Origin of the sequence: Micromonospora sp. NPDC048947 (assembly GCF_040649495.1) — a bacterium.
GTDB lineage: Bacteria > Actinomycetota > Actinomycetes > Mycobacteriales > Micromonosporaceae > Micromonospora > Micromonospora alfalfae.
The window spans coordinates 66,462-89,334 of record NZ_JBEZFO010000022.1 but is presented as its reverse complement, the minus strand read 5'-3'; the positions used below and the strand labels follow the sequence as shown (position 1 = coordinate 89,334).

Here is a 22,873-nt window from a genome sequence, read left to right as displayed (position 1 = left end):
GTCCAACTAAAGATTCTGACGCAACTTAAGCTCAGCTAATGGATGGTCTCGACTCGGCGCAGCTACGGACGCTCGCGGCGGTGGTGGCGGAGGGCAGTTTCGACGCGGCGGCCCGGCTGCTGCACATCACGCCGTCAGCGGTGAGCCAACGGATCAAGGCGCTGGAGGAGACAGTCGGCCAGGTGCTGGTCCGCCGCGCCCGTCCGTGCGTGGCAACCGACGCCGGCCGGCCGCTGCTGCGCCTGGCCGGCCAGCTCGCGCTGCTTGAACGGGAGGCGCTGGCCGATGCCCGCGGCCCGCTGGCCGGCGGTGGTCGGATCCGCGTCGCCGTGGTGGTCAACGCGGACTCGCTGGCCACCTGGTTTCCCGCCGCGCTGGCCCGGTTGCCGCAGCGGGCCGGGCTCTCGTTCGACCTGCGGCAGGACGATCAGGACCACACCGCCGAGCTGCTCCGCGACGGTTCGGTGACGGCGGCGGTCACCGCCCAGCGGGACGCCGTGCAGGGCTGCCGGGTGCTGCGGCTCGGGGCCATGCGCTACCGCGCGGTGGCCAACCCGGAATTCGCGGCGTCCCACTTCGCCGGAGGATTCACCGCAGCCGCGCTGGCGAGCACCCCGCTGTTGGTCTTCGACCGGAAGGACCGGGTGCAGCACCGGTTCATCCGAGCGGTGGTCGGTCGGCCGCTCGACCCGCCGGTGCACTACGTACCGTCGGTGCCGGCGTTCAGCGAGGCGACCCGGCTCGGGTTGGGCTGGAGTCTGGTGCCGGAACAGCTCGCCGAGGCCGACCTGACCGCCGGTCGTTGCGTCGACCTCGTGCCGGGCCGACACCTCGACGTCCCGCTGTACTGGCAGCACTGGCGGCTGGAGTCGGACGTGCTGAACGCCCTGACCGCCGCCGTCCGCACGGTCGCCGCCGAAGCCCTGCGCTGAGCGCCGGCCGGACGGCTCAGGCGATGGTGCAGATGGGGGCACCGGCAGTGATCACGGCGCCGACCTCGGCGCTGAGACCGCTGACCGTACCCGCCTTGTGCGCGTGCAGCGGCTGCTCCATCTTCATCGCCTCCAGCACCACTACCAGGTCGCCCTCGGCCACTGTGTCGCCGTCCGCCACCGCGATCTTGACGATGGTGCCCTGCATCGGCGAGGTGAGCGCGTCGCCGCCGACCGGAGCACCGGCCTTGGCGCCGCCGCGCCGGGTCGGCCTACGGGCGGCGGGTGCCGCTGTGGTCGTACTCCCGCCGAAGCCGGCGGGGAGACTGACCTCGATGCGCTTGCCGCCCACCTCGACCACGACGGTGTCGCGTTCGGCCGGCGCCTCGGCGGCGCCGGCGGCGGCGGTGAACGGCGGCACCGTGTTGTGGAACTCGGTCTCGATCCACCGGGTGTGCACTGTGAACGGTTCGGCGGTGAACGCCTCGTCGCGCACCACGAGCCGGTGGAACGGCAGCGCGGTGGCCATCCCGTCGAGGACCATCTCGTCCAACGCGCGGCGGGCGCGCTCCAGCGCCTCGGTCCGCGTCTCACCCGTGATGATCACCTTGGCGAGCAGTGAGTCGAAGTTGCCGCCGATCACGTCGCCGGCCGAGATGCCGGTGTCGACCCGCACACCCGGCCCGCTGGGCAGGCGGAGCGCGGTGACAGTGCCGGGGGCGGGCAGGAAGTTGCGGCCCGGGTCCTCGCCGTTGATCCGGAACTCGATCGCGTGCCCGCGCGGCGTCGGGTCCTCGGTGATCCGCAGCTTCTCGCCGTCGGCGATCCGGAACTGCTCGCGGACCAGGTCGATGCCGGCGGTCTCCTCGGTGACCGGGTGCTCGACCTGGAGTCGGGTGTTGACCTCCAGGAAGGAGATGGTGCCGTCGACGCCGACCAGGTATTCCACAGTGCCGGCGCCGTGGTAGCCGGCTTCGCGGCAGATCGCCTTGGCGCTCTCGTGGATCTGCGCGCGCTGGGCGTCGCTGAGGAACGGCGCGGGCGCCTCCTCGACGAGCTTCTGGTGACGTCGCTGCAACGAGCAGTCCCGGGTCCCCACCACGATCACGTTGCCGTGCTGGTCGGCGAGGACCTGCGCCTCGACGTGCCTGGGCTGGTCGAGGTACCGCTCGACGAAGCACTCGCCCCGACCGAACGCCGCGACCGCCTCCCGGGTGGCCGACTCGAAAAGCTGGGGGATCTCCTCCATCGTGCGGGCGACCTTGAGGCCGCGCCCACCGCCGCCGAAGGCGGCCTTGATGGCGACCGGCAGACCGTGGTCGACGGCGAAGGCCATCACCTCGTCCGGGCTGGCCACCGGGTCCGGGGTGCCGGGGACCAACGGTGCGCCGGCCCGCTGGGCGATGTGCCGGGCGGTGACCTTGTCGCCCAGGTCGCGGATGGCCTGGGGGGTGGGGCCGATCCAGGTCAGCCCGGCGTCGATGACGGCCTGGGCGAAGTCGGCGTTTTCACTGAGGAAGCCATAACCCGGGTGTACGGCGTCGGCGCCGGCCCGAGCGGCGACGTCGAGCAGCTTGTCGATGCGCAGGTAGGTCTCGGTGGCGCTGTCCCCGCCGAGCGCGTACGCCTCGTCCGCGAGGGTGGCGTGCAGGGCGTCGCGGTCGGAGTCCGCGTACACGGCGACGCTGCCCAGGCCGGCGTCGCGGCACGCGCGGATCACCCGGACGGCGATCTCGCCGCGGTTGGCGATGAGTACCTTGCGCACCTTCGTGGCTCCTCCCGGGCAGGTTACTGACGGGGAGTGTATCGGCCGCCCACGGCGGCCCTAACGATCGCTCAGTGTGGGATGCCGCACTGCGCCCGCCACGGTTTAGTCAAACTTGGCTATTACGCTTATCGGGTGTCTTCGACTCGGATGATGATTCTCGGTCTGGTGCGGTGGATGCAGCCCGTGCACGGCTACGACGTGCGCCGTGAGCTGCTGAGCTGGAGCGCCGACAAGTGGGCGAACATACAGCCTGGATCGATCTATCACGCCCTGCGCAAGCTCACCGAGGAAGGGCTGCTGCGCGCCGTCGCGACCGAGCAGGTGGGCGCCCGTCCGGCGCGGACCACGTACGAGGTGACGGTCAAGGGGGAGGACGAGTTCGAGACGCTGCTGCGTAACTCCTGGTGGACCATCAGCGAGCCCGCCGACCCGTTCGTGGCGGCCTTCTCCTTCCTGCCGGCCATGCCGCGCGCCGAGGCGGCCGCCGCCCTGCGTAACCGTGCCAACCTGCTGCGCGCCGGCGTCGAATCCATGCGCGCCTCGCTGGAGTCGGACTGGGTGCGCAACCGCAAGCCCGCGCACGTGGGCTGGATGTTCGAGCTGTGGTCGGCGCGAGCGGAGGCGGAGATGAGCTGGTGCGAGCGGATCGCCGAGCGGATCGATTCCGGAGTGTCGTACCTGCCTGCTGAGCTGGATGAAGCGCAGGGTTGGTCGGGGTGGAGGGACGGCGTGGAGCCGTCCGACACCGACGCGGAATAATCAACGTTGACTAAAAAAGCTATATCGCGTTAGCCTGCTGGCGGCACAGCGGGGGAGTGCGCCGTCCGGCGTCGTCCCACTCGACGGCCGGCCCGACCGGCCCGAACGACCAGGAGCAGAAATGATCGAGACCAGGGGGCTGCGGAAGTCGTTCCGCTCCCGCGCGGGTCGAGAGACGAAGACGGTGGACGCCGTGCGGGGCGTCGACCTTGACGTTGCCAAGGGCGAGATCTTCGGCTTCCTCGGCCCGAACGGCGCCGGCAAGACCACCACGCTGCGGATGCTCGCCACACTGATCGAGCCGGACGGCGGCGAGGCCACCATCGCGGGCGCCGACCTGCGCAAGGACCCGGCCGAGGTGCGCCGCCGCATCGGGTACGTCCCGCAGGGCGGCAGCACCTGGGACGAGTCCACCGCCCGCGAGGAACTGGTGCTGCACGCCCGGATGTACGGCATCAGCAAGGCCGACGCGCAGCGGCGCGCGGCCCGCGCGCTGGACGCCTTCCAGCTCACCGAGTACGCCGACCGCAAGTGCAAGACCTACTCCGGCGGCCAGCGTCGCCGGGTGGAGATCGCCCTCGGCATCATCCACGAGCCGAAGATCGTCTTCCTGGACGAGCCGACCACCGGCCTCGACCCGCAGAGCCGCGCCCACATGTGGGACGAGATCCGCCGGCTCCGCGCCGACGGGATGACAGTCTTCATCACCACGCACTACCTGGACGAGGCCGACGCGCTCTGCGACCGGATCGCGATCATGGACAACGGCGAGGTGGTGGCCGAGGGCACGCCGACCGAGCTCAAGCGGGAGATCTCCGGCGACGTGGTGCTGGTCGGTCTCGACCTGGCCGCCACCCCGCAGGCCGCCCAGACGCTCGACGGCGAGCCGTACGTCAACAAGCTGGAGACTGTCGACGAGGGCGGCCTGCGCCTCTACGTCGACGAGGGCGCCACAGCCATTCCGCAGGTGCTGCGCCGACTCGACCACGCCGGGCTGGAGCTGCGCTCGATCGAGCTGCACCGACCCAGCCTGGACGACGTCTTCCTCACCAAGACCGGCCGCTCGCTGCGCGAGTCCTGACCACCGGAGACGACTCTCATGAAATTCGCCCGTGACACGTGGCTGATCTTCCAGCGCCAGATCCAACTCCTGCTACGCAACCCGGTCTGGGTCTTCGTTGGCGTGTTCCAGCCGGTCATGTACCTGCTGCTCTTCGCCCCGCTGCTCAAGCCCGCACTGAACGCACCCACCCAGGCCGCCGCCTACAAGATCTTCGTACCGGGTCTGCTGGTGCTGCTGGCCATCTTCGGTGGCCTGTTCCAGGGCTTCGGCCTGATCGCCGAGCTGCGAGCCGGCGTCATCGAACGCTCCCGGGTCACCCCGATCAGCCGGCTCGCCCTGCTGCTCGGCCGCTCGCTGCGCGACGTGGTCTCGCTCCTGGTGCAGGCGGTCATCATCACGCTCTTGGCGCTCATCTTCGACCTGCGGGTGTTCATCGGGGACCTGCTGCTGGCGTACCTGATGCTCGCCCTGATCGCCCTCATGACCTCGGCCGTCTCCTACGGCGTCGCCCTCAAGGTCAAGAGCGAGGATGCGCTGGCCCCGCTGATGAACACGGTGGCTCAGCCGGTGCTGCTGCTCTCCGGCATCCTGCTGCCGCTGACCTTCGCACCCGGCTGGTTGCAGGGCATCGCCAACTGGAACCCGTTCTCCTGGGCGGTCGACGGCACCCGGGCGCTGTTCGCCGGTGACCTGGGCAGCGACAAGGTCTGGCAGGGCCTCAGCATCACCGCGGTCCTCGCCGCGCTGGGCGTCTACTGGGCCGCCCGCCAGTTCGCCCGCAGCGTCCGCTGACGCCGGCTTTCGCTGTTCCTTGGTGTTGGGGTGTCCCCTGGTGGGGACACCCCAACACCGTGTTCAGCGGTTGCCGATGGTCGCCGGTCGCCGGTCGCCGGTCGCCGGTCGCCGGTCGCCGGTTGTCGGCGGTCAGCGGACCCGGGCGAGGGTGAGGCCGTCCGCGATCGGCAGCATCACCGGGTCCACCCGCACGTCCGCGAGAACCTCGTCGTTGAACGCGGCGATGGCCCGGTCGCCAGCGTCCTGCGGGGCGATCACCCGACCTCCCCGCAACACGTTGTCGACGGCGATCACCCCACCCGGACGCATCCTGGGCACCAACTCGGCCCAGTAGATCGGGTAGCCGGTCTTGTCCGCGTCGATGAACGCGAAGTCCAGGTGCCGCTCGTGCGGCAACTCCCGCAGCCCGTCCGCTGCCGGACCGATGCGCAGGTCGATCAGATCCTGCACGCCGGCCCGCGCCCAGTAGCGCCGGGCGATGCCGGTGAACTCCTCGGAGATGTCGAAACAGGTCAGTCGCCCACCCTCGGGCAACCCGCGGGCGATCGCCAGCGACGAGAGCCCGGTGAACGTGCCGACCTCGACGGCCTGCCGCACGTCGAGCAGCCGGGTGAGGAACGTCAGGAGCGCGGCCTGCTCCGGAGCCACCTGCATGGCGGCGTGCTCCGGCAACACCGACCGGGTCTCCTCGGCCAGATCACTGATGATCTCGTCCGGCGGGGAGCCGTGTGCGACCAGATAGGCGTGCAGCTCGTTGGTGAGCGGGATCGACTTGGTGGTCATGACCGGACGTTACCGAGCGGCTCGACCATCTGGCCGCCCGGCGCGACAGTCGTCCACAGGTCGGTGATCCGCAGATCCAACTCGGCGAGGAGCCGGCGCAACAGCGGCATCGACAACCCCACCACCGTCCCCGGGTCACCCTCGATCCGTTCCACGAACGGCCCACCCAGCCCGTCGATCGTGAACGCGCCGGCCACCGCCAGCGGCTCACCAGTGGCCACGTACGCGGCGATCTCGTCGTCACTGACGTCGGCGAAGTGGACAGTGGTCGACGCGACAGCCTCCGCGCGCCGACCCGCAGTAACGTCGACAAGGCAGTGCCCGCTGTGCAGAACGCCGCTGCGTCCCCGCATCCGCAGCCACCGCCGGGTCGCGTCCGCCGCATCCGCCGGCTTGCCGAGGATCTCCCCGTCGAAGGCGAGCACCGAGTCGCAGCCGATCACCAACGTCCGCTGATCGGCGGTCGCGTTCAGCCGGGTCAACACCGCCTGTGCCTTCAGGCGAGCCAACTCCAGGCACAACTCCTCGGCCCGCTCGGTCACCACCAGGGACTCGTCCACCCCACTGACCAGCACCTCCGGCTCGACGCCGGCAGCCTGGAGCAACTTACGACGGGCAGGGCTCGCCGATGCGAGGACGAGGCGAAGCGGCAAAGTCTCAGACACCAGCCCGACGTTACCGCCCAGCCCCCCACCAAGACCGACACCCGGCCCAGCACCCACCACCCGGTCGCCGCCCGGTCGGCCTGGCGTGGTGCGGCTCGGTGGTAGTTCGGCCCCGTGGTCGTTCGGCCCGGTGGTCGTTCGGCCCGGTGGTCGTTCGGCCCGGTGGTCGTTCGGGCTGGTGGTCTGGCGGCTCGGTGGCCGGGCGGCCTTGATCCACTCGACTTTCAGAAAGACGCGGTATCCCCTCGCCCCGGACACCGCGGTTTCCTGAAAGTCGAGTGGATCACCGCTTCGTTGATAGATCAGCGACTGATTCTGGGCGGCGGATCATCACCACGCCGCCGTCGCCGCGCTATCACGGCCCACCCGACCCCGGCAGCCACGAGCACCCCGAGCGTGGCCAGGCCGCGCGCGGTTGCGCTATCGCTCCCATCACCCGGCTGAGCGGCAGCCGTCGTGGTCGGGCCAGCACCGGCCGGAGCGCTCACCGATTCAAACCCGAGCGGCGGTACGTCTGCCGTCAGCGCTGCCACAAGATCGATCACTCCATAGCCGTACTCGTCGTCACGCCCAGGAGGGCCCTTGTCGATGGCGGTAGCCGTGAGCCGGTGCGCCACCTCCCGGGCCGGTAGATACGGGTACTTGGACCTGATCAACGCAGCCGCACCCGCCACGATCGCCGTCGCGCTCGAGGTGCCAGTCCCCTTCGAGTATTTCCCGTCGTAGCTGGTGCTATAGATGTCGACCGCAGGAGCGACCACATCGATCTTCGGCCCGGTGACGGATATGGCAGCGTGTTGTCCAGTGCGATCGACACCCCCGACCGCGATAACACCCTCTTCGCTGGCTGGATAACGCACGTCCGTGTCGGGAGGTGTATTACCTGCTGCGGCAACTACTACGATGTCAGCATCCTGGGCAGCCCTGATCGCTCGCTGAAGTCTTATGCTGGCACCGGCGACCGCTGAAATACTGATAATGTCGGCGCCGCCGGCGATGGCGAATTCAATGCTGGAGGCTAGTGCGTCGGGACTGCCCACGTCATTAGGTGGGGTATCCAGGATTGGAAGGACCTTTGCTCTTGGCGCAATGCCGAGGGCGCCCTGGTTTTTCGTCCTTCCGTGCGCGACGATCAGGCCAGCCATTGAGGTTCCATGACTATCCCGATCCCGGCGTCCGTCACCACTTCCACCAGGAATAACGTCGGCCCCTGGAAGTAAGTTCTCGCGCAGGTCGGGATGGGGGTCGACTCCAGTGTCCGGCACTGCGACGATTACGCCGGACCCTTGACTGAATTTATGTACCTGCTCAATCCGCAGAAATGGTAGGTGCCATTGATCGCCACGTATTAAGTCCGCGTCTTGAGGCGGGGTGGCAAGGCTGGCAGGAAGCAGGGCTCCGACCAGAGCTAGTCTGGAAAGGCCCACCAGGGATGACTCAATCACCTGCCGAAACCAATTGCCGGACCGGGGTCGATCGGATTGTCTCTGTCTGGTGGGCGAACCACCGGAGGGACGCCCTGGTCGGTTTCCCAAGGGTTATCCGGGTCCCAGTAGCGGGAGCTCTCCTCGCTCTCTGCCCCAAGCTTTGGACGGCCTCCTGTTCCAGGCAGACCGGGTGCACCGCCAATCGGGAAACCGTTCGCACTCCCATTGAGACCACGTCCCCCGCCCGGCCGACTTCCAGCCGAACCGGTGGGCGCTGTCCCAGCGCCGCCGCCGCCGATGACCCCGCCTACCGGATTGACCCTCCTAGGGGCGCCAGAGTTGTTGACCGGATGGCCTGGGGCTGGTCCTGGGACGCCGCCGATTAATCCTCCGGCGGAAGGGACCGGGCGGGTGGGCGTTGCGGGGTGTGCGGTGCTTCCCTCGGAGACCCCGCCGACAGGTTTTGACAGGCTCCCAGGTTGGGATGTTCGCGTGGGAGGCGAGCCAATGGAAGCAGCAGGCATCCTTGGCGTAATGCCAGGGCCGATGGCAGCTGATGGGCCTCCCACTCCCGGCGCTTGAACGGTTGGCGGCGTCGTCCCAGCGGGTGCCGAGGAGACTCCTGCGGCCGCACCCCCGAGGACTGGACCGATCCCCGACGTCGCGGCGGCGGTGGAAATCACCCGCTGAGCACTTGCGCCACGAGGGTGAGTGGTGGAGGTAGGCAACGGCGCTGGAACTATCGGGGGAATAGCCGGTGCTAGATAACCGCCATACACATCGGGGTCGTCCGGCTGCCGCACGTTCCTGGGCGTGACGGGTGGTTTTTGGAGGGTGGCTTGGGCTTGCTGGAGCTCGCCGCTCAGGCTGAACATCATGGATCGGGCCTGGACGTTGAGCCGTTCCAGTTCCCCGTCAGCAACAGGCGGCGTGGTAGTCCGGTTGCCCATCACCGCTTTCGGGTCGGCGACCATCGACTCGTACGCCTGCTTCTGCTGGAACTTGGTCGCGTACTCCTCGTGGATCTTGCGGAGTGCAGCGCGGGTGGTGCCGATGGCCTGGGTTGCGGCGGAGAGTGCGGTGTAGTTCGCGGCGGCGGCGTCGTGGGTGCGCTGCACCTTGTCGATGAGTGCGTCGAGTTCGGCGAGGTACGTGCGGGAGGCGGCGCTGGTCTCGGGGGGCCATGCCTCGGCGAGTCCGCGTCGGTACTGCTGGAGGCGGCCGAGGTGGGTTTGTGCCAGGTCGCAGACCTTGCGCCAGCCGGCGACCTGTTTCCAGTGGTTGGTGGTGTCGTGGTCCTGGAGGCAGGCCCACATGCTGTTGACGTCCATGAGGTGCCAGTCGGTGAGGCCGGAGGTGCGGCCGGTGCCCCGTTCGATCACGGCAACACCACCGGTCCTTTGGCGTCGGGACCGGTCGGGTCGGTCAGCATCGACGTGGGGCCGCCGGGCAGCATGTTCAAAGGGTTGGCGAGGGCTCGTTGCACGTCCACCACTCGGGCGGCGGTGAAGGCGTCGCTGTCGGCGTAGTGGGTGGCGACCTGGTCGGCGGCGGCGGCCAGGTGGCCGGTGGCGCCTCGGACGGCGTACACCATGTCGGCGGTGGCCTGCTGCGTCTCGTGGTGCGCGTGCAGGAAGGTGACCAGCTCGATGAAGGCGTCGCAGGGGTTGGGCACCTTCGCTGACATGTCTTCGGCGATGTACGACAGGTGCGGCGCGTAGTTGCTCTCGACCTCGGCGGCGAGCCGGTCGGCGAACTCTCTGAGCTGGCTGATGTCGGCTTCGATGCCGCCGTAACCGCGTAGCCAGGGTGCTGGCCGGTCCTCTTCGGGGATCATGGATCCTCCCTACCCGTAGCGGCACCGTTTCCCTGAGTGAGGTTAACGGCTCAACGCCACCCTGACAGCCCCCGTACGTGGTGGGTGTCGGGTCAGCGGGGCAGGCCGGCGGCGCGCCAGCCGCGGGAGTGGCCCGGTCGACTGCTGCGCGCCCAGGCGGACGCGGTCACCGGCGCGGGGGTGGCGGCCGGTCGGGTTCGGACGATGATCGCCCCCACCAGAGCGGCCAACTCCTCGGCGGTGGGCACGCCGCGGACGACCCGGAACAGCGGCTCTTCGGCAGACATGCCGCCAGGGTACGCGGCCGAAAGTTACGGGGACCGCACAGTGGCGTGCCGGCGGTGTGAGCGTCAGCGGGTCCGGGTACCGTCTCACCGATGTCGAACGCGCTTCCCCAACTCGTCGCTGACCGATACCGGCTCCTGTCGCCGCTCGGCCAGGGCGGCATGGGCCGGGTGTGGAAGGCGCGCGACGAGGTGCTGCACCGGGACGTCGCCATCAAGGAGTTGGTGCCGCCGCCCGGCCTCACCGACGAGGAGCGCCGCGAGATGCGCGAGCGCTCGCTGCGGGAGGCGCGGGCCATCGCCCGGCTCAACCACGCCAACGTCGTCCGCATCTTCGACGTGCTGCGCACCGACGGCGATCCGTGGATCGTCATGGAGTACGTGGCGTCGAGGTCGTTGCAGGACACTCTCGCCGAGGACGGCCCGGTGTCGGTGGCCCGCACTGTGGAGATCGGCCTGGGCGTGCTGGGTGCGCTCAGCGCCGCGCACAAGGCGGGTGTCATGCACCGCGACGTGAAGCCCGGCAACGTGCTGCTCGGCGACGACGGTCGGGTGGTGCTGACCGATTTCGGTCTCGCCACCATCCCCGGCGACCCCAACGTGACCCGCACCGGCATGGTGCTCGGCTCGCCGGCGTACATCTCCCCGGAGCGCGCTCGGGACGGCACCGCCGGGCCGGAGGCCGACCTGTGGTCGCTGGGCGCGACGCTGTACGCGGCGGTCGAGGGCAAGTCGCCGTACGCCCGGCCGTCGGCGATCGGCACCCTGGCCGCGTTGGCCACCGAGCCGATTCCGCCGCCGAAGAACGCCGGTCCGCTCAAGGCCGTGCTCAACGGGCTGCTGCGCAAGGACCCGAACGAGCGGATCACCGCCGAGGTGGCGGAGCGCTTGCTGCGTCGCGCCGGGGGCAAGCGGTCGCGCGGGATCTCACTGCTCGATGGCGTACGCCGGCCCGGGCCGAACGGTCCGCGCGAGCCGCGCCTGCCGGTGGTGCCGGCCCCGCGACCGGCCGAGAGTGTCGACCGGCCGGTGTCGCCGCCACCGGCGGCCGCGACCACCTCAGCTGCCACCTCTGCTGCCGCCGCGACCCCAGCCGCCGATGCCACGCCGACGGCCGTCGTTTCCTCCGGTGCGGCCGCCGACCCGACCGCGCTGGTGTCGGGCGAGTCGAACGCGGCGGCGCCGGCCGAGCCGACCGCCACGATCGACAGTCCGTCCGAGGCCGACCCGACCGAGGCCGAGCCGACCGCGAAGGTCGCGGCAGCGCCCGACACGAGCGGCGCGCCCGACACGAGCGGCGACGGTACGACGAACGTCGACGACGAGCCGACTGTTGTCGACGGTCCGCCAGTGGCTCCGGAGCAGCGCAAGCCGACCACGCCGACGTCGCTGATGCCGCCGCTGAGCCCGGCCGGCCGAGCGCCGGTGCCGCCCTCGGATGGCACGAAGCCGAACAACACCCGACGCAACGTGCTGATCGGGGCGCTTGTGGCCCTGCTGCTGATCGGCCTCGTGGTGATCGTGCCGATGCTCACCAAGGGTGACGACAACGAGACCCCGCAGACCGGCCCGACGACCGGTGCGGCCGCGACGTCGGCGCCGGCGCAGTCCTCGGCTCCTGCGGCGCCTCCGCCCACCACTGGCGCACCGAGTGCGTCGCCCTCGGCCACGCCGTCGATCGACCCGAACGCGCTGCCCGCGGGCTGGAAGCTGCACGAGGGGCCGACCTTCTCCATCCCGCTCCCACCCGGCTGGAGCGGCCGTCAGACCAGCTCGGACACGGTCGTCTTCAACCAGTCCGGCGGGCCCGGCAAGATGCTGGTCCAGTGGACCCCCAGCCCGCTGAAGGACGCGGTCGCCGACTGGAAGGATAAGGAACCGTACCGTCGGAATCTGGTCAGCAACTACCAGTTGGTGGGCAGCATCAAGGCCTGCGACTGGTATCGGACCTGCGCCGACTGGGAGTGGTTGGAGACCCGGGACAACACCCGGATCCACGTGCGCAACCGGGGCTTCGTAACCGCCAGCAACCGGGGCTACGCCATCCGGTGGGAGATCGCGGAGAAGGACTGGCAGGCCAACCTCGCCAACTTCGACCAGATCGTCAAGGGCTTCAAGCCCGACCGGGTCAACTGACCGCGTTCCGCACCTTCGCGAACCTCTCTCGCATGTTCTTGCGTCGTTCGGGGTATCTGATCTCCAACGACGGAGGGAGGTGCGACATGGGTTACCGATACAGGAACGCCCGGCCCCGGCTGGCACTGTGGATGCTCGTCGCACTCGGCGATGTGGCACTGCTGCTGATCAGCGTTGGGCTTCCAGTACTCGTCGCGCTGTTCGGCGTCGTCGCCATCGCCGTTGGTGCGGTGGGCGTCCGCCGGCTCAGCCGGCGGGACGCGGTCGCCCGCGAGGACGCTCCGGTGATGGTGCCGGCGATGAGCCGGCGGCGGGCCTGACCCGTACCCGGTGGTGTGGCGGCAGCCGGACCGATTGTCGACCGTGTGGTGACAGTCGATCCCGCTGCCGCCAACGGCCCGGTCAGGTGTTGTTGGCCAACGCGATCAGGCGGCTCCGGTCACCGTTCCAGTAGTTGCGGTCCACGTTGCCGCTGATCCCGGAGACCGCGCCGGTGCTGGTGTACTGCCAGAAGCTCCACACCGACGCGCCGGCCGGCAGGGCGCCAGGGGTGCTCGACCAGCGGGCCAGCCAGAGCGGGTGGTTGGCCCACGGGCCGGTCCAGCTGCCGGTGCACTGGTTCCACCAGCTCGTGGTGGTGTAGATGACCGCGTACCGGCCGGTGCGGGAGCGGTAGGTGTTCAGGAAGTCCTGCACCCAGTTGCGCATCCCGGTGGTGCTGAGCCCGTAGCAGTAGCCGCCGGCGTACGGGTTGCCCTCGATGTCCAGCGCGGCCGGCAGGGTGCGGCTGTCGGCGGACCAGGCCCCGCCGTTGGAGGCCAGGTAGTTGGCCTGGGTGGAGCCGGCGGAGATGTTCGGGCGGGCGAAGTGGTACGCCCCGCGGATCACCCCGGCGTTGTACGCGTTGACGTAGTTGGCGTTGAAGTTCGGGTCCTTGTAGCTGGTGCCCTCGGTCGCCTTGATGAAGGCGAACTGGATGCCCGCGTTGCGGACACTGGTCCAGTTGATGCTGCCCTGGTAGCGGGACACGTCGACACCGGGTGTGGTGGCTGCGGCCGCCGGTCCGGCGGTCGCTACCAGGGCCGCCGCCGCGGTGGCGAGGACGGTGAGGCCGGCCGCGAGCACGCGGCGCAGCGTTGATGAGGTACGGGCCATGAGTTCCTCCAAGGACGTCGCTCTATCGACATCCATCTTTGGAGATAAGTGCCCTAGATCACAAGTGCGACTGAAGAAAGCTTCATCGGCGCGCGTCAGTCGCCCCGCTGGCCGATGTGCGAGCCGGTGCCTCGGGAGCGACACGGAACGCCGCCGGTAGGCTCGCGCCCCATGATGTCGATCGACGGTCTGGGCGACCTGTGGGACACGCTGTTCGGCGCGCAGCCGGACCCGCCAGCGCTACTGGTGCTGATCACCGGGGCCGTAGCACTGGTGCTGGTCTCCACCCGGCTGCCGTGGCGGATCGCCCGTAACGCCATCACCATCGCGCACGAGGGCGGGCACGCCCTGGTCGCCCTGCTCACCGGCCGCAAGTTGCGCGGCATCCGGTTGCACTCGGACACGTCCGGGCTGACGCTCTCCGCCGGCCGTCCCACCGGACCGGGCATGATTCTCACCCTGCTCGCCGGATACGTCGCGCCGCCGCTGGTCGGGCTGGCCGGCGCCTGGCTTCTCGGCGGCAACCGGATCACCCTGCTGCTCTGGGTGGCCGTGGCGCTGCTGCTGGCCATGCTCGTCATGATCCGCAACGTCTTCGGCGTGGTGTCGCTGCTGGTCACCGGCGCGCTGGTGTTCGCCGTCTCGTGGTACGCGACGCCGCAGGTCCAGGCCGCTTTCGCGTACACCGGGGTGTGGTTTTTGCTGCTCGGTGGGGTGCGGCCGGTGGTCGAGCTGCAACGGCTGCGTTCGCGGGGCCGGATGCCCGCCTCGGACGCCGACCAACTCGCCGGCCTCACCCCGTTCCCGGCGTTCTTCTGGGTGAGTGTCTTCGCCCTGGTCAACCTGGCGGCCCTGCTCGCCGGCGCGCTCCTGCTCGCCGGCCCGTTCCTTCCCAACCCCTGACAGTCCCGCCCGCCGCCCGGGTCGATCATGGAGTTGTGGTGGGCCACAAAAACCGCGATCAGTCCTCATTCGGGCACCACAACTCCATGATCGACGGCGGGGGGCGTGGGCGGGGGGCGTGGGGCGTGGGGCGTGGGTGGGGCAGGGTGGGGAGGGGAGGATTTGGGCATGCGATACGTGATTATCGGGGCGGGTGCGGTCGGCGGGACCATCGGCGTACGGCTGGCCCTGGCCGACCGGGACGTGACAGTGGTGGCCCGGGGCGCCCACCTGGACGCGATCCGCGCGCGGGGTCTGACATTGCGGCAGCCCGACGGTGAGGTCACCGCCCGGCTCGCCGCGGTGGACCGGCCCAGTGACCAGCCGTTGCCGGCGGACACAGTGCTGATCCTCACCGTGAAGTCGCAGGACACGGCTGGCGCGTTGGCTGCCTGGGTGGACGCGCCGGTGGTCGGCGGCGGCACGGCGGGCGAACGTCTGCCGCTGGTGACCGCGCAGAACGGGGTGGCCAACGAGCGGGCCGCGCTGCGCCTCTTCGCCGACGTGCACCCGGTCTGCGTCTGGCTGCCGGCCACCCACCTGGACCCGGGCGTGGTGGTCGCCAACGGGTACCCGCATCCCGGGATGCTCCACATCGGGCGGTACCCCGGGGGCGTCGACGACACCGACCGGGGGATCGCCGCGGACCTGACCGCCGCCGGCTTCGTCGCCCCGGTCCGCGCCGACGTGCTGCGCTGGAAGTACGGCAAGCTGCTCAGCAACCTCGGTAACGGCCTCCAGGCGTTGCTCGGCCGGGACATCCCGGACACGCTGGTCGAGCGGGTACGCGCCGAGGGCGTCGCCGCGCTCGCCGCCGCCGGCATCGCGCACACCTCGCCGGAGGAGGAGAAGGCCGAACGCGGCGATCTGGTCGGGCAGCGCCCTGTCGACGGCGAGGCCCGTTCCGGTGGCTCCACCTGGCAAAGTCTGGCCCGGGGCACCGGCTCGACCGAGGTCGACCACCTCAACGGGGAGATCGCGCTGCTCGGCCGGTTGCACGGCGTACCGACGCCGGTCAACGTCGCCGTGCAGCGGGCCGTACGCCGGGCGGTCCGGGAGCGGATCGGGGCCGGCGCGTTCCCGCTCAGCGAGCTGGAAAAGTCGATCGCCTGACCGGGCAACCAACGGCCCTTGCCGGTGCGTGTTCCCAGCGACCGACACGGGGAGGTAGCGGGTGCCGGACGTCGACGGGTTCGACGAGTTCTACCGGGGGAGTCGGCAACGGCTCCTCGGGTTCGTCTACGCCCTAACCGGCGATCGGGGTGAGGCGCAGGACGCCGTGCAGGAGGCGTACGTCCGGGCGTGGCAGCGCTGGTCGACAATCAGCGCGTACGACGACCCGGAGGCGTGGGTGCGGGTGGTGGCCAGCCGGATCGCCGTGAGCCGGTGGCGCAGCCTGCGTAGCCGCGCCCGCGCCTACCTGCGACACGGGGCCACCGAGACCGTTCCCGGGCCGGGCACCGACACGGTCGCCGTGGTCGCCGCCCTGCGTCGACTGCCCGAGGAGCAACGCATCGCCATCGCCCTGTACTACCTGGTAGGCATGCCGGTCGCCGAGGTCGCGCGGGAGACCGCGGCCCCGGTGGGCACCGTCAAGGCCCGTCTCTCCCGGGGGCGTACCGCGCTCGCCGGCCTGCTCGCCGTCTCTGATCTGGAGGAGACAACCGATGCGTGACGACCCGACGTTCGTCGAACAGATCCAGCGGGACCTGGGGGACGTGCGGTGGCTCGGCCCGGAGGAGATCCGCACCCGCGCCCGCCGCCGCGGCCAGCGCAAGATCGTGGTGGCCACCGTCGTGCTGGCCCTCGCCGGGGTTTCCGCGGTGGCGGTCGCCGCCCCGAGGAAGTCTGCGCCGCCGGTTCATCCGGCCGCCGCGCCCTCCGCCGCGCCGACCCGCCACGAGATCGCCACCGAGGCCCTGTTGCAACCGGCTGACCTGCCGCAGCAGGTCGACGTGCAGCTCAGCCAGTCGGGCCTGGGCGAGCCGGTCCTGCTGGATCACATGCTCGCCGCGTGCCGGACGAGTCAGGGGCGATCGAATGGCTGGCTGCATTCGATCCTGTCCCGTTCGCAGACCCTGGTGCCGAAGCGCGCTGCGGCGGTCCTCACCCAGTCCGATGGTCTGGTCACGCAGGATCTCTACCGGCTGCCTCCGGACGCGGCCATCCAGCTTCTCGCCACCATGGACGACCTGGTCGCACCGTGCGCCGAATGGACCAGCATCGGCGAATACAAGGCGCAGGGCGCAACAGGCACCGCGTCGGCGACGCACCGCTGGGCGGTGACCCAGCGGGACTTCGCCGGTGACGGGGCTGCGCTGCTGCGGCACACCGGTTCGCAGCCCGTCGACCGGAAGACGGGCAAGCCCATCGCCGCGCCACCTCGGCCGACCACCACCGCCGTGGTCCGCGTGGGCGACCTGATCACCGTGCTCACTCTGAGGCAGACGGGCGACGAGGTGGACCTGCCCCGATTGGCGGGGGTCGCCGCCCGCCGGATGTGCGTCGCCGCCAACCCAGCCTGCTGACCACTGTCGATCCGCGCAACCTCGGGTTGTTGCCCGCGCCCGGAGTTAGCTTCTCGTGAAGTTGCGCGGATCGACCAGCCTCAGAGCGGGATGTTGCCGTGCTTCTTGGGCGGCAGGGTTTCCCGCTTGGTCCGCAGGACGCGCAGCGCCCGGACGATCTGGGTGCGCGTCTCGTGCGGAGCGATCACCGAATCGATGTACCCGCGCTCGGCGGCCACGTACGGGTTGGCAAGAGTGTCCTCGTACTCGGCGATCTTCTCGGCCCGGACCGCCGCCGGGTCCTCGGCCCCGGCCAGCTCGGAGCGGTAGAGGATGTTCACAGCGCCCTGCGCGCCCATCACGGCGATCTGCGCTGTCGGCCAGGCGAAGTTCAGGTCCGCGCCGAGGTGCTTGGAGCCCATCACGTCGTACGCCCCGCCGTACGCCTTGCGGGTGATCACGGTGACCTTGGGGACGGTCGCCTCGGCGTACGCGTAGATGAGCTTCGCGCCCCGGCGGATGATGCCGTCCCACTCCTGACCCGTGCCGGGCAGGAAGCCGGGCACGTCCACGAAGGTCAGCACCGGGATGTTGAACGCGTCGCAGGTGCGAACGAACCGGGCGGCCTTCTCCGAGGCGGCGATGTCCAGGGTGCCGGCGAAGTGCATCGGCTGGTTGGCCACCACACCGACAGGTCGCCCCTCGACCCGGCCGTAGCCGACCACGATGTTCTGCGCGTAGAGCGGCTGGACCTCCAGGAACTCCCCGTCGTCGACGACGTGCTCGATGACCGTGTGGATGTCGTACGGCTGGTTGGCCGAGTCCGGGATCAGTGTGTCCAGCTCCCGGTCCTCGTCGGTGACCTCAAGCGAAGCGGGGGCGTCGACGACGACCGGCTCGTCGAGGTTGTTCGACGGCAGGTACGACAGCAGCGCCTTGACGTAGTCGACAGCGTCCTCCTCGTCACTGGCGAGGTAGTGCGCGTTGCCGCTGCGGGAGTTGTGCGTACGGGCGCCGCCCAGCTCCTCCATGCCGACGTCCTCGCCCGTCACCGTCTTGATCACGTCGGGGCCGGTGATGAACATGTGCGAGGTCTGGTCGACCATCACTGTGAAGTCGGTGACCGCCGGGGAGTAGACGGCACCGCCGGCACAGGGGCCCATCACCAGCGAGATCTGCGGGATGACGCCGGAGGCCCGCACGTTGCGGAAGAAGATCTCGCCGTAGAGGCCGAGGGAGACGACACCCTCCTGGATGCGCGCGCCGCCGGAGTCGTTGATGCCGACCACCGGGCAGCCGATCTTCATGGCCAGGTCCATCACCTTGACGATCTTCTCGCCGAAGACCTCGCCGAGCGAGCCACCGAAGACCGTGAAGTCCTGCGCGAAGACGCACACCTGCCGGCCGTCCACCGTGCCGTAGCCGGTGACCACACCGTCGCCGTACGGGCGGTTCCGCTCCAGCCCGAAGGCAGTGGACCGGTGCCGGGCCAGCTCGTCGAGTTCGACGAAGGAGCCCTCGTCGAGCAGCATCTCGATCCGCTCCCGGGCGGTCTTCTTGCCGCGCGCGTGCTGCTTCTCCACGGCGCGGGCCGACCCGGCGTGCACCGCCTCGTCGACCCGGCGCTCCAGGTCCGCCAGCTTGCCCGCGGTGCTGTGCATGTTGGTCCCGGTCTCGGTAGTCACCCAGGGAATATAACGATGGTTCAGGTGGGTGCCGCTGTGCAGTACGCCTCAGTGTCGACCGGAGCACCGCCGTAGGCTGGCGGAATGTCGGGCTCCCCGTACACGAATCTGGACCGTCCGCCGCTGTCGGCGGCCCGGCTGCGCCGCGCGTTGACCGCACCGAACGGGCCGTGGGCCCGGCTGGAGCTGCGTGCCGAGACCGGCTCCACGAACGCCGACGTGGCCGAGGCCGCCCGGTCCGACGAGCCCGAGGGCCTGGTCGTGGTCGCCGAGCGGCAGACCGAGGGGCGCGGCCGGCGCGGTCGGGTCTGGCAGTCGCCGGCGCGGGCCGGCATCGCGACGAGCGTCCTGCTGCGGCCCGGCGAGGCAGTGCCGGATCGCGGCTGGCTGCCGGCGGCACCCACCGGGTACGGGTGGCTGCCGTTGCTGGCCGGCGTCGCGCTGGTCGAGGCGGTGGCCCGGCTGGCCGAGCTGGAAGCCACCCTCAAGTGGCCGAACGACCTGCTGATCGACGACGCGAAGTGCGCGGGCGTGCTGGCCGAGGCGGTGCCCGGACGGGCGCCGGACCAACCGCCGGCGATCGTGCTGGGCATCGGGCTCAACGTGACGTTGCGCGCCGACGAGCTGCCGGTGAATCCGACCGGGCTGCCGGCCACCTCGCTCCAGCTGGCCGGCGCGGTGGCCACCGATCGGGATCCGCTGCTGCGGGCGCTGCTGCGGGCGGTCGCCGACTGGTACGACCGTTGGCGTTCGGCGGGCGGCGACGCGGTGGCCAGCGGCCTGCGCGACGCCTACCTGGCGGCCTGCGCGACGATCGGCCGCGAGGTACGCGTTCTGCTCCCCGACGGCGATTCCCTGACCGGCACCGCCACCGGAGTGGACTCGGACGGCCAACTGATGGTCACCACGTCAACCGGCGCCCGAACCCTGGCCGCCGGCGACGTCCTCCACCTCCGCTAACCCCGCCCCGCCCCACCTCCACCCCGGCGATCTTGCGGTTTCTGTCGAGGTGGATCGGGGTGAAAGCCGCGTAACGACGACCGAAAGTGCAAGATCGCGGGCAGGTGGGGACGGGCCCGCGCGGCGGATGTTGTGGTGGGGCCTGGGGGGTTTACCGTCTGCGCGTCTAGAAAATCGCGTTGGAGGTTCCCGTGGCGTTTCCTGAAGACGTGCTCACCGAGGACGAGCACGTCGTGCTGCACCTGCATCCGCACTGGAAGGCGTTGATCCGGCCGATCGCGGTGCTGGTGCTGGCCATCGCCGCGGTGGTGGTCGGCGTGCTCCTGTTGCCCGAGAGCGGCGGCGGTTCGATAGCGCTGGCCGTGATCGGGGCGATCGCCCTGGTCGCGGTGCTCTGGCTCGGCCTGTGGCCGTTCCTGGTCTGGCGCACCACCCACTACCTGTTCACGAACGAGCGAGTCCTGCTTCAGCAGGGTGTGTTCTCCCGGGACCGGCGGGACCTCCCGCTCGCCCGGGTCAACGACCACTCGATGAACCAGCGTTTCGTCGAGCGCCTGCTCGGCTGCGGGACGCTCACCATCGAGTCGGCAGGTGAGCGCGGCCAGTCGGTGCTCGCCGACGTGCCGGACGTCGGAAAGGTGCAGACCACCCTGTACGAGCTGGTGGAGGCACAGCACGACAAGCACTCGCTCGGCGATGACGAGATGCGCGACATGCTCGCCGACATGCAGGACGGCAAGCCGCTGCGCGACACCACTACCTGAACCGGACGGTTGTGACCCGCCCCTGCCGTACGGTCGGGGCGGGTCAGTCGGGTCGTTGGGCCTGGGGAGAGCCGCCGCTCTCCGTCGCGTCGCCGTCGGAGGTCCCGACGGTGGACGGATCCGCTGCGATAGGGCCGCTGTCGGGCTGGTCAACCCCGCGCTGGTCAATCCCGGGCCGGTCCGCATCTGGCTGGTCAGCGTCGGTTTCGGCGGCTTCGGCGGCTTCGGTCTCGGCGGGGTCGGCCTCGACCGGTCGCACGGCGAACCAGCCGCGGAAGCGGGTCCGCAGCACCTCCTGCTCGGGCCGGTCGTCCGGGCCGAGGCGCAGCATGGTGCCGGTGAGGCTCACGGTGCCGAGCCCGGGCCGGGCGGTCGACGGCCGGGCGCCCATCACGTCGACCCGGACCGCGAGCCGGTCGCCGGCCCGCACCGGGGCGAGCCAACGCAGCTCCTCCAGGCCGGGGGACGCGTCCGCGGCGGCCCGGGACAGCAGGTGGTCGACGTACGCGCGCATGAACAGGCTGACGGTGTAGAAGCCGCTGGCGATCAGACCACCGTGCCGGCTCGCGGCGGCCAGGTCCGGGTCGACGTGGTACCACTGCGGGTCGAAGCGGCGGGCGAAGGCGACCATCTCGTCGGCGTCCACGGTGACCACGCCGAGGTCGACGGTGAGCCCCGGGACGAGATCCTCGAAGAACAGCTCGGCCGGCCGCCCCGTGCCGGAGCGGGCGTCGGGGGTCGTCACCGGCGGGGCGCGCGGCGGGTGCTGACGTGCAGCTCCGCGGCGAGTTCCGCGTCCAGGTCGACGGCGGGGCTGACGCTCAGCCGCGGGGGCCGGCCCTGAGCCGGTGCGCCGGCCGGCGGGTCGAGGCGTTGCGCGGACTCCGCCTCCTCCAGCTCGGACACCGATTCCGCCAACTCGGCGACCGGGTCCATCTCCGCCATGGTGTCCCATTCGTCGCGCGGAATGTCGTGCCAGGTGGAGTCGGGCTTCGCCGCCTCGTCCTCGGCCGGTGCGACGGGTTGGAAGACGAAGGTGCGGTAGGACCAGAACCGGAACAGCGTGGCCAGCAGGACGCCGACGGTCTTGGCCAGATTCAGCGCCAGCAGACCGTGTACGCCGAGTCCGTACTTGGCCGCCGCCACGGCCCCCAGTTCAATGAGCAGGCCAGCGCCGTTGAACAGGAAGAAAAGGAGATATTCCCTGCGAAGCGCCGATTTCGGGCGATCGCGGTACGTCCAGTGCCGATTCATGAGGTACGACGTGATGGTGGCGACGATCGTCGCGATCACTGTCGCCTTCAACTGACCATTGACGAAAACGGTCAGTGCAAGGGCATTGAACACCGCGTAATTGATGACGGTGTTGATGCCGCCGACGATGCCGAACTTGAGCGCCTCGTGGATGAACTTCTGCCAGCGCTCAGGCAGCAGGCGGACAAGACGCATGCGAAACACCTTAGGGCAGTCGGTGCGGCCGGCGATCACCGGCCGAACGAGGTGGGCGGCAGGTCACGCCCCGTGGTCTCGATCGGGATTCACCTGCGGAAGGGTCGGGGTTCCCGCTTCGACGAAGACGAACCGCCGGTACGACCAGAATCGAAACAGCGTGGCGAACCCCGTGCCGACGATGTAGCTGGCGAGATTGTCCGCCAGGCGGGTCTGGAACACCGCCGGCCAGATGGCTCCGAGCCCGTAGCGGCTGAGCGCGAGGCACGCCACCGTGATGCCGAGACCGACAGCGTTGAAGAAGAAGAAGAGCGCGTACTCGCGAGCCGCGTTGTTGCGCTGGCGGTGCCGCCAGGTCCAGAACCGGTTGCCAACGAAGGCGACGGAGGCCGCGATCACTGTGGAGATCGTCTTCGCCGTCAGCTCTTCGACGCCGTGCTTGCTCGTCAGGTAGTTGAAGAGCGCGAAGTCGACGAGGAAGGCGAAACCACCAACAGTGGCGAACTTGCCCATCTCGCGGATGAGGTGACCGAAGCGGTCGAGGAGTAAGCCGACGAGACCCCGTCGGGTCTGCCGGGGACCCGGTTGTTCCCCGGTCATCGTGGCGGCCACGGAGGGAGCCTACCGGCTGCCGGCCAGTCAGAGGGGCAGCAACGGCAAGCGGGCGTGGCCTCCCGGAGGGGCCCAGCGCCGCGTACGTGATGACTGCACAGAGCGTAGCCAATTGGGAGGACTGAGCCGCTGCGGAACGGGAATCACCGCATCGGTCGGCGGGGCAGGTCCACGGCCCGACCGCAACAAGCGTCCGCCGGGGTGCACAACAAGATTTGCGTGAAACTGCGCGGGAAAGCGGGTATCAGCTCGTGATGCCGCAGCGAGGCCGTAGCTTGTGCAGTTCTTCACAACCTGTCCCACTGACTCGGAAGGCTGCCCGGTTTACGCTGAGGCCAATCCCAGGTTTC

The 22,873-nt window shown here is 70.0% G+C and carries 23 protein-coding genes; 12 read left to right on the top strand and 11 right to left on the bottom strand.

Going from position 1 to position 22,873, the window contains the following annotated elements; translation table 11 throughout:
* The first annotated feature begins 38 nt into the window (after positions 1 to 38).
* Entirely contained in the window at positions 39 to 932 is an 894-nt protein-coding gene (locus AB0B98_RS27330) for a LysR family transcriptional regulator ArgP (RefSeq protein WP_357366345.1), read from the top strand.
* A 16-nt stretch (positions 933 to 948) separates the two neighbouring features.
* On the opposite strand, the gene AB0B98_RS27325 is transcribed toward AB0B98_RS27330, so the two are convergent.
* Positions 949 to 2,697 (bottom strand): biotin carboxylase N-terminal domain-containing protein, encoded by a 1,749-nt coding sequence (locus AB0B98_RS27325; protein WP_357366343.1) that lies wholly within the window; start codon positions 2,695 to 2,697, stop codon positions 949 to 951.
* A gap of 150 nt (positions 2,698 to 2,847) precedes the next feature.
* Here AB0B98_RS27325 and AB0B98_RS27320 point away from each other — a divergent pair, with 150 nt between their 5' ends.
* The 3 genes from AB0B98_RS27320 (at position 2,848) to AB0B98_RS27310 (ending at position 5,314) form a co-directional block, all read left to right on the top strand.
* On the top strand, positions 2,848 to 3,459 hold the full coding sequence (locus tag AB0B98_RS27320) for a PadR family transcriptional regulator (RefSeq protein ID WP_238666765.1): 612 nt from the start codon (positions 2,848 to 2,850) through the stop codon (positions 3,457 to 3,459).
* Between the two features lie 121 nt (positions 3,460 to 3,580).
* Positions 3,581 to 4,540 (top strand): ATP-binding cassette domain-containing protein, encoded by a 960-nt coding sequence (locus AB0B98_RS27315; RefSeq protein WP_112601935.1) that lies wholly within the window; start codon positions 3,581 to 3,583, stop codon positions 4,538 to 4,540.
* Positions 4,541 to 4,558: 18 nt separating this feature from the next.
* Positions 4,559 to 5,314, top strand: coding sequence for an ABC transporter permease (locus AB0B98_RS27310; protein ID WP_124823257.1), 756 nt, complete (start codon positions 4,559 to 4,561; stop codon positions 5,312 to 5,314).
* 132 nt (positions 5,315 to 5,446) lie between these two features.
* Here AB0B98_RS27310 and AB0B98_RS27305 read toward each other — a convergent pair whose 3' ends face one another.
* The 5 genes from AB0B98_RS27305 to AB0B98_RS27285 all read right to left on the bottom strand — a co-directional run bounded on the left by AB0B98_RS27305 (position 5,447) and on the right by AB0B98_RS27285 (position 10,316).
* The gene (locus AB0B98_RS27305; RefSeq protein ID WP_357366341.1) at positions 5,447 to 6,100 is read right to left on the bottom strand and encodes an O-methyltransferase; all 654 of its coding nucleotides are present in this window, start codon (positions 6,098 to 6,100) and stop codon (positions 5,447 to 5,449) included.
* The gene (locus AB0B98_RS27300) at positions 6,097 to 6,765 is read right to left on the bottom strand and encodes a Maf family protein (RefSeq protein ID WP_357366339.1); all 669 of its coding nucleotides are present in this window, start codon (positions 6,763 to 6,765) and stop codon (positions 6,097 to 6,099) included. The genes AB0B98_RS27305 and AB0B98_RS27300 overlap by 4 nt, the downstream gene beginning before the upstream one ends.
* Positions 6,766 to 7,067: 302 nt before the next feature.
* Positions 7,068 to 8,195 (bottom strand): S8 family serine peptidase, encoded by a 1,128-nt coding sequence (locus AB0B98_RS27295; protein ID WP_357366395.1) that lies wholly within the window; start codon positions 8,193 to 8,195, stop codon positions 7,068 to 7,070.
* 1,375 nt (positions 8,196 to 9,570) lie between these two features.
* Positions 9,571 to 10,029, bottom strand: coding sequence for a hypothetical protein (locus tag AB0B98_RS27290; RefSeq protein ID WP_357366337.1), 459 nt, complete (start codon positions 10,027 to 10,029; stop codon positions 9,571 to 9,573).
* A 92-nt stretch (positions 10,030 to 10,121) separates the two neighbouring features.
* The gene (locus AB0B98_RS27285; protein WP_357366336.1) at positions 10,122 to 10,316 is read right to left on the bottom strand and encodes an acyl-CoA carboxylase subunit epsilon; all 195 of its coding nucleotides are present in this window, start codon (positions 10,314 to 10,316) and stop codon (positions 10,122 to 10,124) included.
* Positions 10,317 to 10,406: 90 nt separating this feature from the next.
* On the opposite strand from AB0B98_RS27285, the gene AB0B98_RS27280 reads away from it, so the two are divergent.
* Positions 10,407 to 12,449 carry a protein kinase gene (locus tag AB0B98_RS27280; RefSeq protein ID WP_357366334.1) on the top strand — a complete coding sequence of 681 codons (2,043 nt, stop codon included), beginning with the start codon at positions 10,407 to 10,409 and terminating at the stop codon, positions 12,447 to 12,449.
* Positions 12,450 to 12,535: 86 nt separating this feature from the next.
* Positions 12,536 to 12,769, top strand: a complete 234-nt coding sequence (locus AB0B98_RS27275; protein ID WP_357366331.1) for a hypothetical protein — start codon at positions 12,536 to 12,538, stop codon at positions 12,767 to 12,769.
* A gap of 82 nt (positions 12,770 to 12,851) precedes the next feature.
* On the opposite strand, the gene AB0B98_RS27270 is transcribed toward AB0B98_RS27275, so the two are convergent.
* Entirely contained in the window at positions 12,852 to 13,604 is a 753-nt protein-coding gene (locus AB0B98_RS27270; protein ID WP_357366329.1) for a GH25 family lysozyme, read from the bottom strand.
* A gap of 171 nt (positions 13,605 to 13,775) precedes the next feature.
* Here AB0B98_RS27270 and AB0B98_RS27265 point away from each other — a divergent pair, with 171 nt between their 5' ends.
* The 4 genes from AB0B98_RS27265 to AB0B98_RS27250 all read left to right on the top strand — a co-directional run bounded on the left by AB0B98_RS27265 (position 13,776) and on the right by AB0B98_RS27250 (position 17,074).
* Positions 13,776 to 14,507: a M50 family metallopeptidase gene (locus AB0B98_RS27265; RefSeq protein ID WP_357366328.1), complete on the top strand. Its 732-nt coding sequence runs from the start codon at positions 13,776 to 13,778 to the stop codon at positions 14,505 to 14,507.
* Positions 14,508 to 14,675: 168 nt separating this feature from the next.
* Complete coding sequence (locus AB0B98_RS27260; RefSeq protein ID WP_357366327.1) at positions 14,676 to 15,659, top strand: 2-dehydropantoate 2-reductase N-terminal domain-containing protein; 984 nt, start codon at positions 14,676 to 14,678, stop codon at positions 15,657 to 15,659.
* 61 nt (positions 15,660 to 15,720) lie between these two features.
* Positions 15,721 to 16,221, top strand: a complete 501-nt coding sequence (locus AB0B98_RS27255) for a SigE family RNA polymerase sigma factor (protein ID WP_357366325.1) — start codon at positions 15,721 to 15,723, stop codon at positions 16,219 to 16,221.
* Positions 16,214 to 17,074: a hypothetical protein gene (locus AB0B98_RS27250; protein ID WP_357366324.1), complete on the top strand. Its 861-nt coding sequence runs from the start codon at positions 16,214 to 16,216 to the stop codon at positions 17,072 to 17,074. Before AB0B98_RS27255 ends, AB0B98_RS27250 begins: the two co-directional genes overlap by 8 nt.
* Before the next feature lie 80 nt (positions 17,075 to 17,154).
* Here AB0B98_RS27250 and AB0B98_RS27245 read toward each other — a convergent pair whose 3' ends face one another.
* Positions 17,155 to 18,738, bottom strand: coding sequence for an acyl-CoA carboxylase subunit beta (locus AB0B98_RS27245; RefSeq protein ID WP_357366322.1), 1,584 nt, complete (start codon positions 18,736 to 18,738; stop codon positions 17,155 to 17,157).
* Between the two features lie 84 nt (positions 18,739 to 18,822).
* Between AB0B98_RS27245 and AB0B98_RS27240 the strand changes: the two genes are divergently transcribed.
* Together AB0B98_RS27240 and AB0B98_RS27235 are read left to right on the top strand one after the other, a co-directional pair.
* Entirely contained in the window at positions 18,823 to 19,698 is an 876-nt protein-coding gene (locus tag AB0B98_RS27240; RefSeq protein ID WP_357366321.1) for a biotin--[acetyl-CoA-carboxylase] ligase, read from the top strand.
* A 191-nt stretch (positions 19,699 to 19,889) separates the two neighbouring features.
* On the top strand, positions 19,890 to 20,462 hold the full coding sequence (locus tag AB0B98_RS27235) for a PH domain-containing protein (protein WP_357366320.1): 573 nt from the start codon (positions 19,890 to 19,892) through the stop codon (positions 20,460 to 20,462).
* A gap of 43 nt (positions 20,463 to 20,505) precedes the next feature.
* Here AB0B98_RS27235 and AB0B98_RS27230 read toward each other — a convergent pair whose 3' ends face one another.
* The 3 genes from AB0B98_RS27230 to AB0B98_RS27220 form a co-directional block, all read right to left on the bottom strand.
* Positions 20,506 to 21,207, bottom strand: a complete 702-nt coding sequence (locus AB0B98_RS27230) for a MaoC/PaaZ C-terminal domain-containing protein (protein ID WP_357366318.1) — start codon at positions 21,205 to 21,207, stop codon at positions 20,506 to 20,508.
* On the bottom strand, positions 21,204 to 21,911 hold the full coding sequence (locus AB0B98_RS27225; RefSeq protein WP_238666762.1) for a GtrA family protein: 708 nt from the start codon (positions 21,909 to 21,911) through the stop codon (positions 21,204 to 21,206). Before AB0B98_RS27225 ends, AB0B98_RS27230 begins: the two co-directional genes overlap by 4 nt.
* Before the next feature lie 63 nt (positions 21,912 to 21,974).
* Positions 21,975 to 22,523, bottom strand: a complete 549-nt coding sequence (locus AB0B98_RS27220; RefSeq protein ID WP_238666713.1) for a GtrA family protein — start codon at positions 22,521 to 22,523, stop codon at positions 21,975 to 21,977.
* Between the last annotated feature and the right edge of the window lie 350 nt (positions 22,524 to 22,873).

Excerpts from the sequence above, each read along its gene's own strand:
- AB0B98_RS27330 (WP_357366345.1), top strand. The coding sequence starts at position 39 with ATGGATGGTCTCGACTCGGCGCAGCTACGGACGCTCGCGGCGGTGGTG.
- AB0B98_RS27320 (WP_238666765.1), top strand. The coding sequence starts at position 2,848 with ATGATGATTCTCGGTCTGGTGCGGTGGATGCAGCCCGTGCACGGCTAC.
- AB0B98_RS27315 (WP_112601935.1), top strand. The coding sequence starts at position 3,581 with ATGATCGAGACCAGGGGGCTGCGGAAGTCGTTCCGCTCCCGCGCGGGT.
- AB0B98_RS27310 (WP_124823257.1), top strand. The coding sequence starts at position 4,559 with ATGAAATTCGCCCGTGACACGTGGCTGATCTTCCAGCGCCAGATCCAA.
- AB0B98_RS27305 (WP_357366341.1), bottom strand. The coding sequence starts at position 6,100 with ATGACCACCAAGTCGATCCCGCTCACCAACGAGCTGCACGCCTATCTG.
- AB0B98_RS27290 (WP_357366337.1), bottom strand. The coding sequence starts at position 10,029 with ATGATCCCCGAAGAGGACCGGCCAGCACCCTGGCTACGCGGTTACGGC.
- AB0B98_RS27285 (WP_357366336.1), bottom strand. The coding sequence starts at position 10,316 with ATGTCTGCCGAAGAGCCGCTGTTCCGGGTCGTCCGCGGCGTGCCCACC.
- AB0B98_RS27280 (WP_357366334.1), top strand. The coding sequence starts at position 10,407 with ATGTCGAACGCGCTTCCCCAACTCGTCGCTGACCGATACCGGCTCCTG.
- AB0B98_RS27275 (WP_357366331.1), top strand. The coding sequence starts at position 12,536 with ATGGGTTACCGATACAGGAACGCCCGGCCCCGGCTGGCACTGTGGATG.
- AB0B98_RS27270 (WP_357366329.1), bottom strand. The coding sequence starts at position 13,604 with ATGGCCCGTACCTCATCAACGCTGCGCCGCGTGCTCGCGGCCGGCCTC.
- AB0B98_RS27265 (WP_357366328.1), top strand. The coding sequence starts at position 13,776 with ATGATGTCGATCGACGGTCTGGGCGACCTGTGGGACACGCTGTTCGGC.
- AB0B98_RS27260 (WP_357366327.1), top strand. The coding sequence starts at position 14,676 with ATGCGATACGTGATTATCGGGGCGGGTGCGGTCGGCGGGACCATCGGC.
- AB0B98_RS27250 (WP_357366324.1), top strand. The coding sequence starts at position 16,214 with ATGCGTGACGACCCGACGTTCGTCGAACAGATCCAGCGGGACCTGGGG.
- AB0B98_RS27240 (WP_357366321.1), top strand. The coding sequence starts at position 18,823 with ATGTCGGGCTCCCCGTACACGAATCTGGACCGTCCGCCGCTGTCGGCG.
- AB0B98_RS27225 (WP_238666762.1), bottom strand. The coding sequence starts at position 21,911 with ATGCGTCTTGTCCGCCTGCTGCCTGAGCGCTGGCAGAAGTTCATCCAC.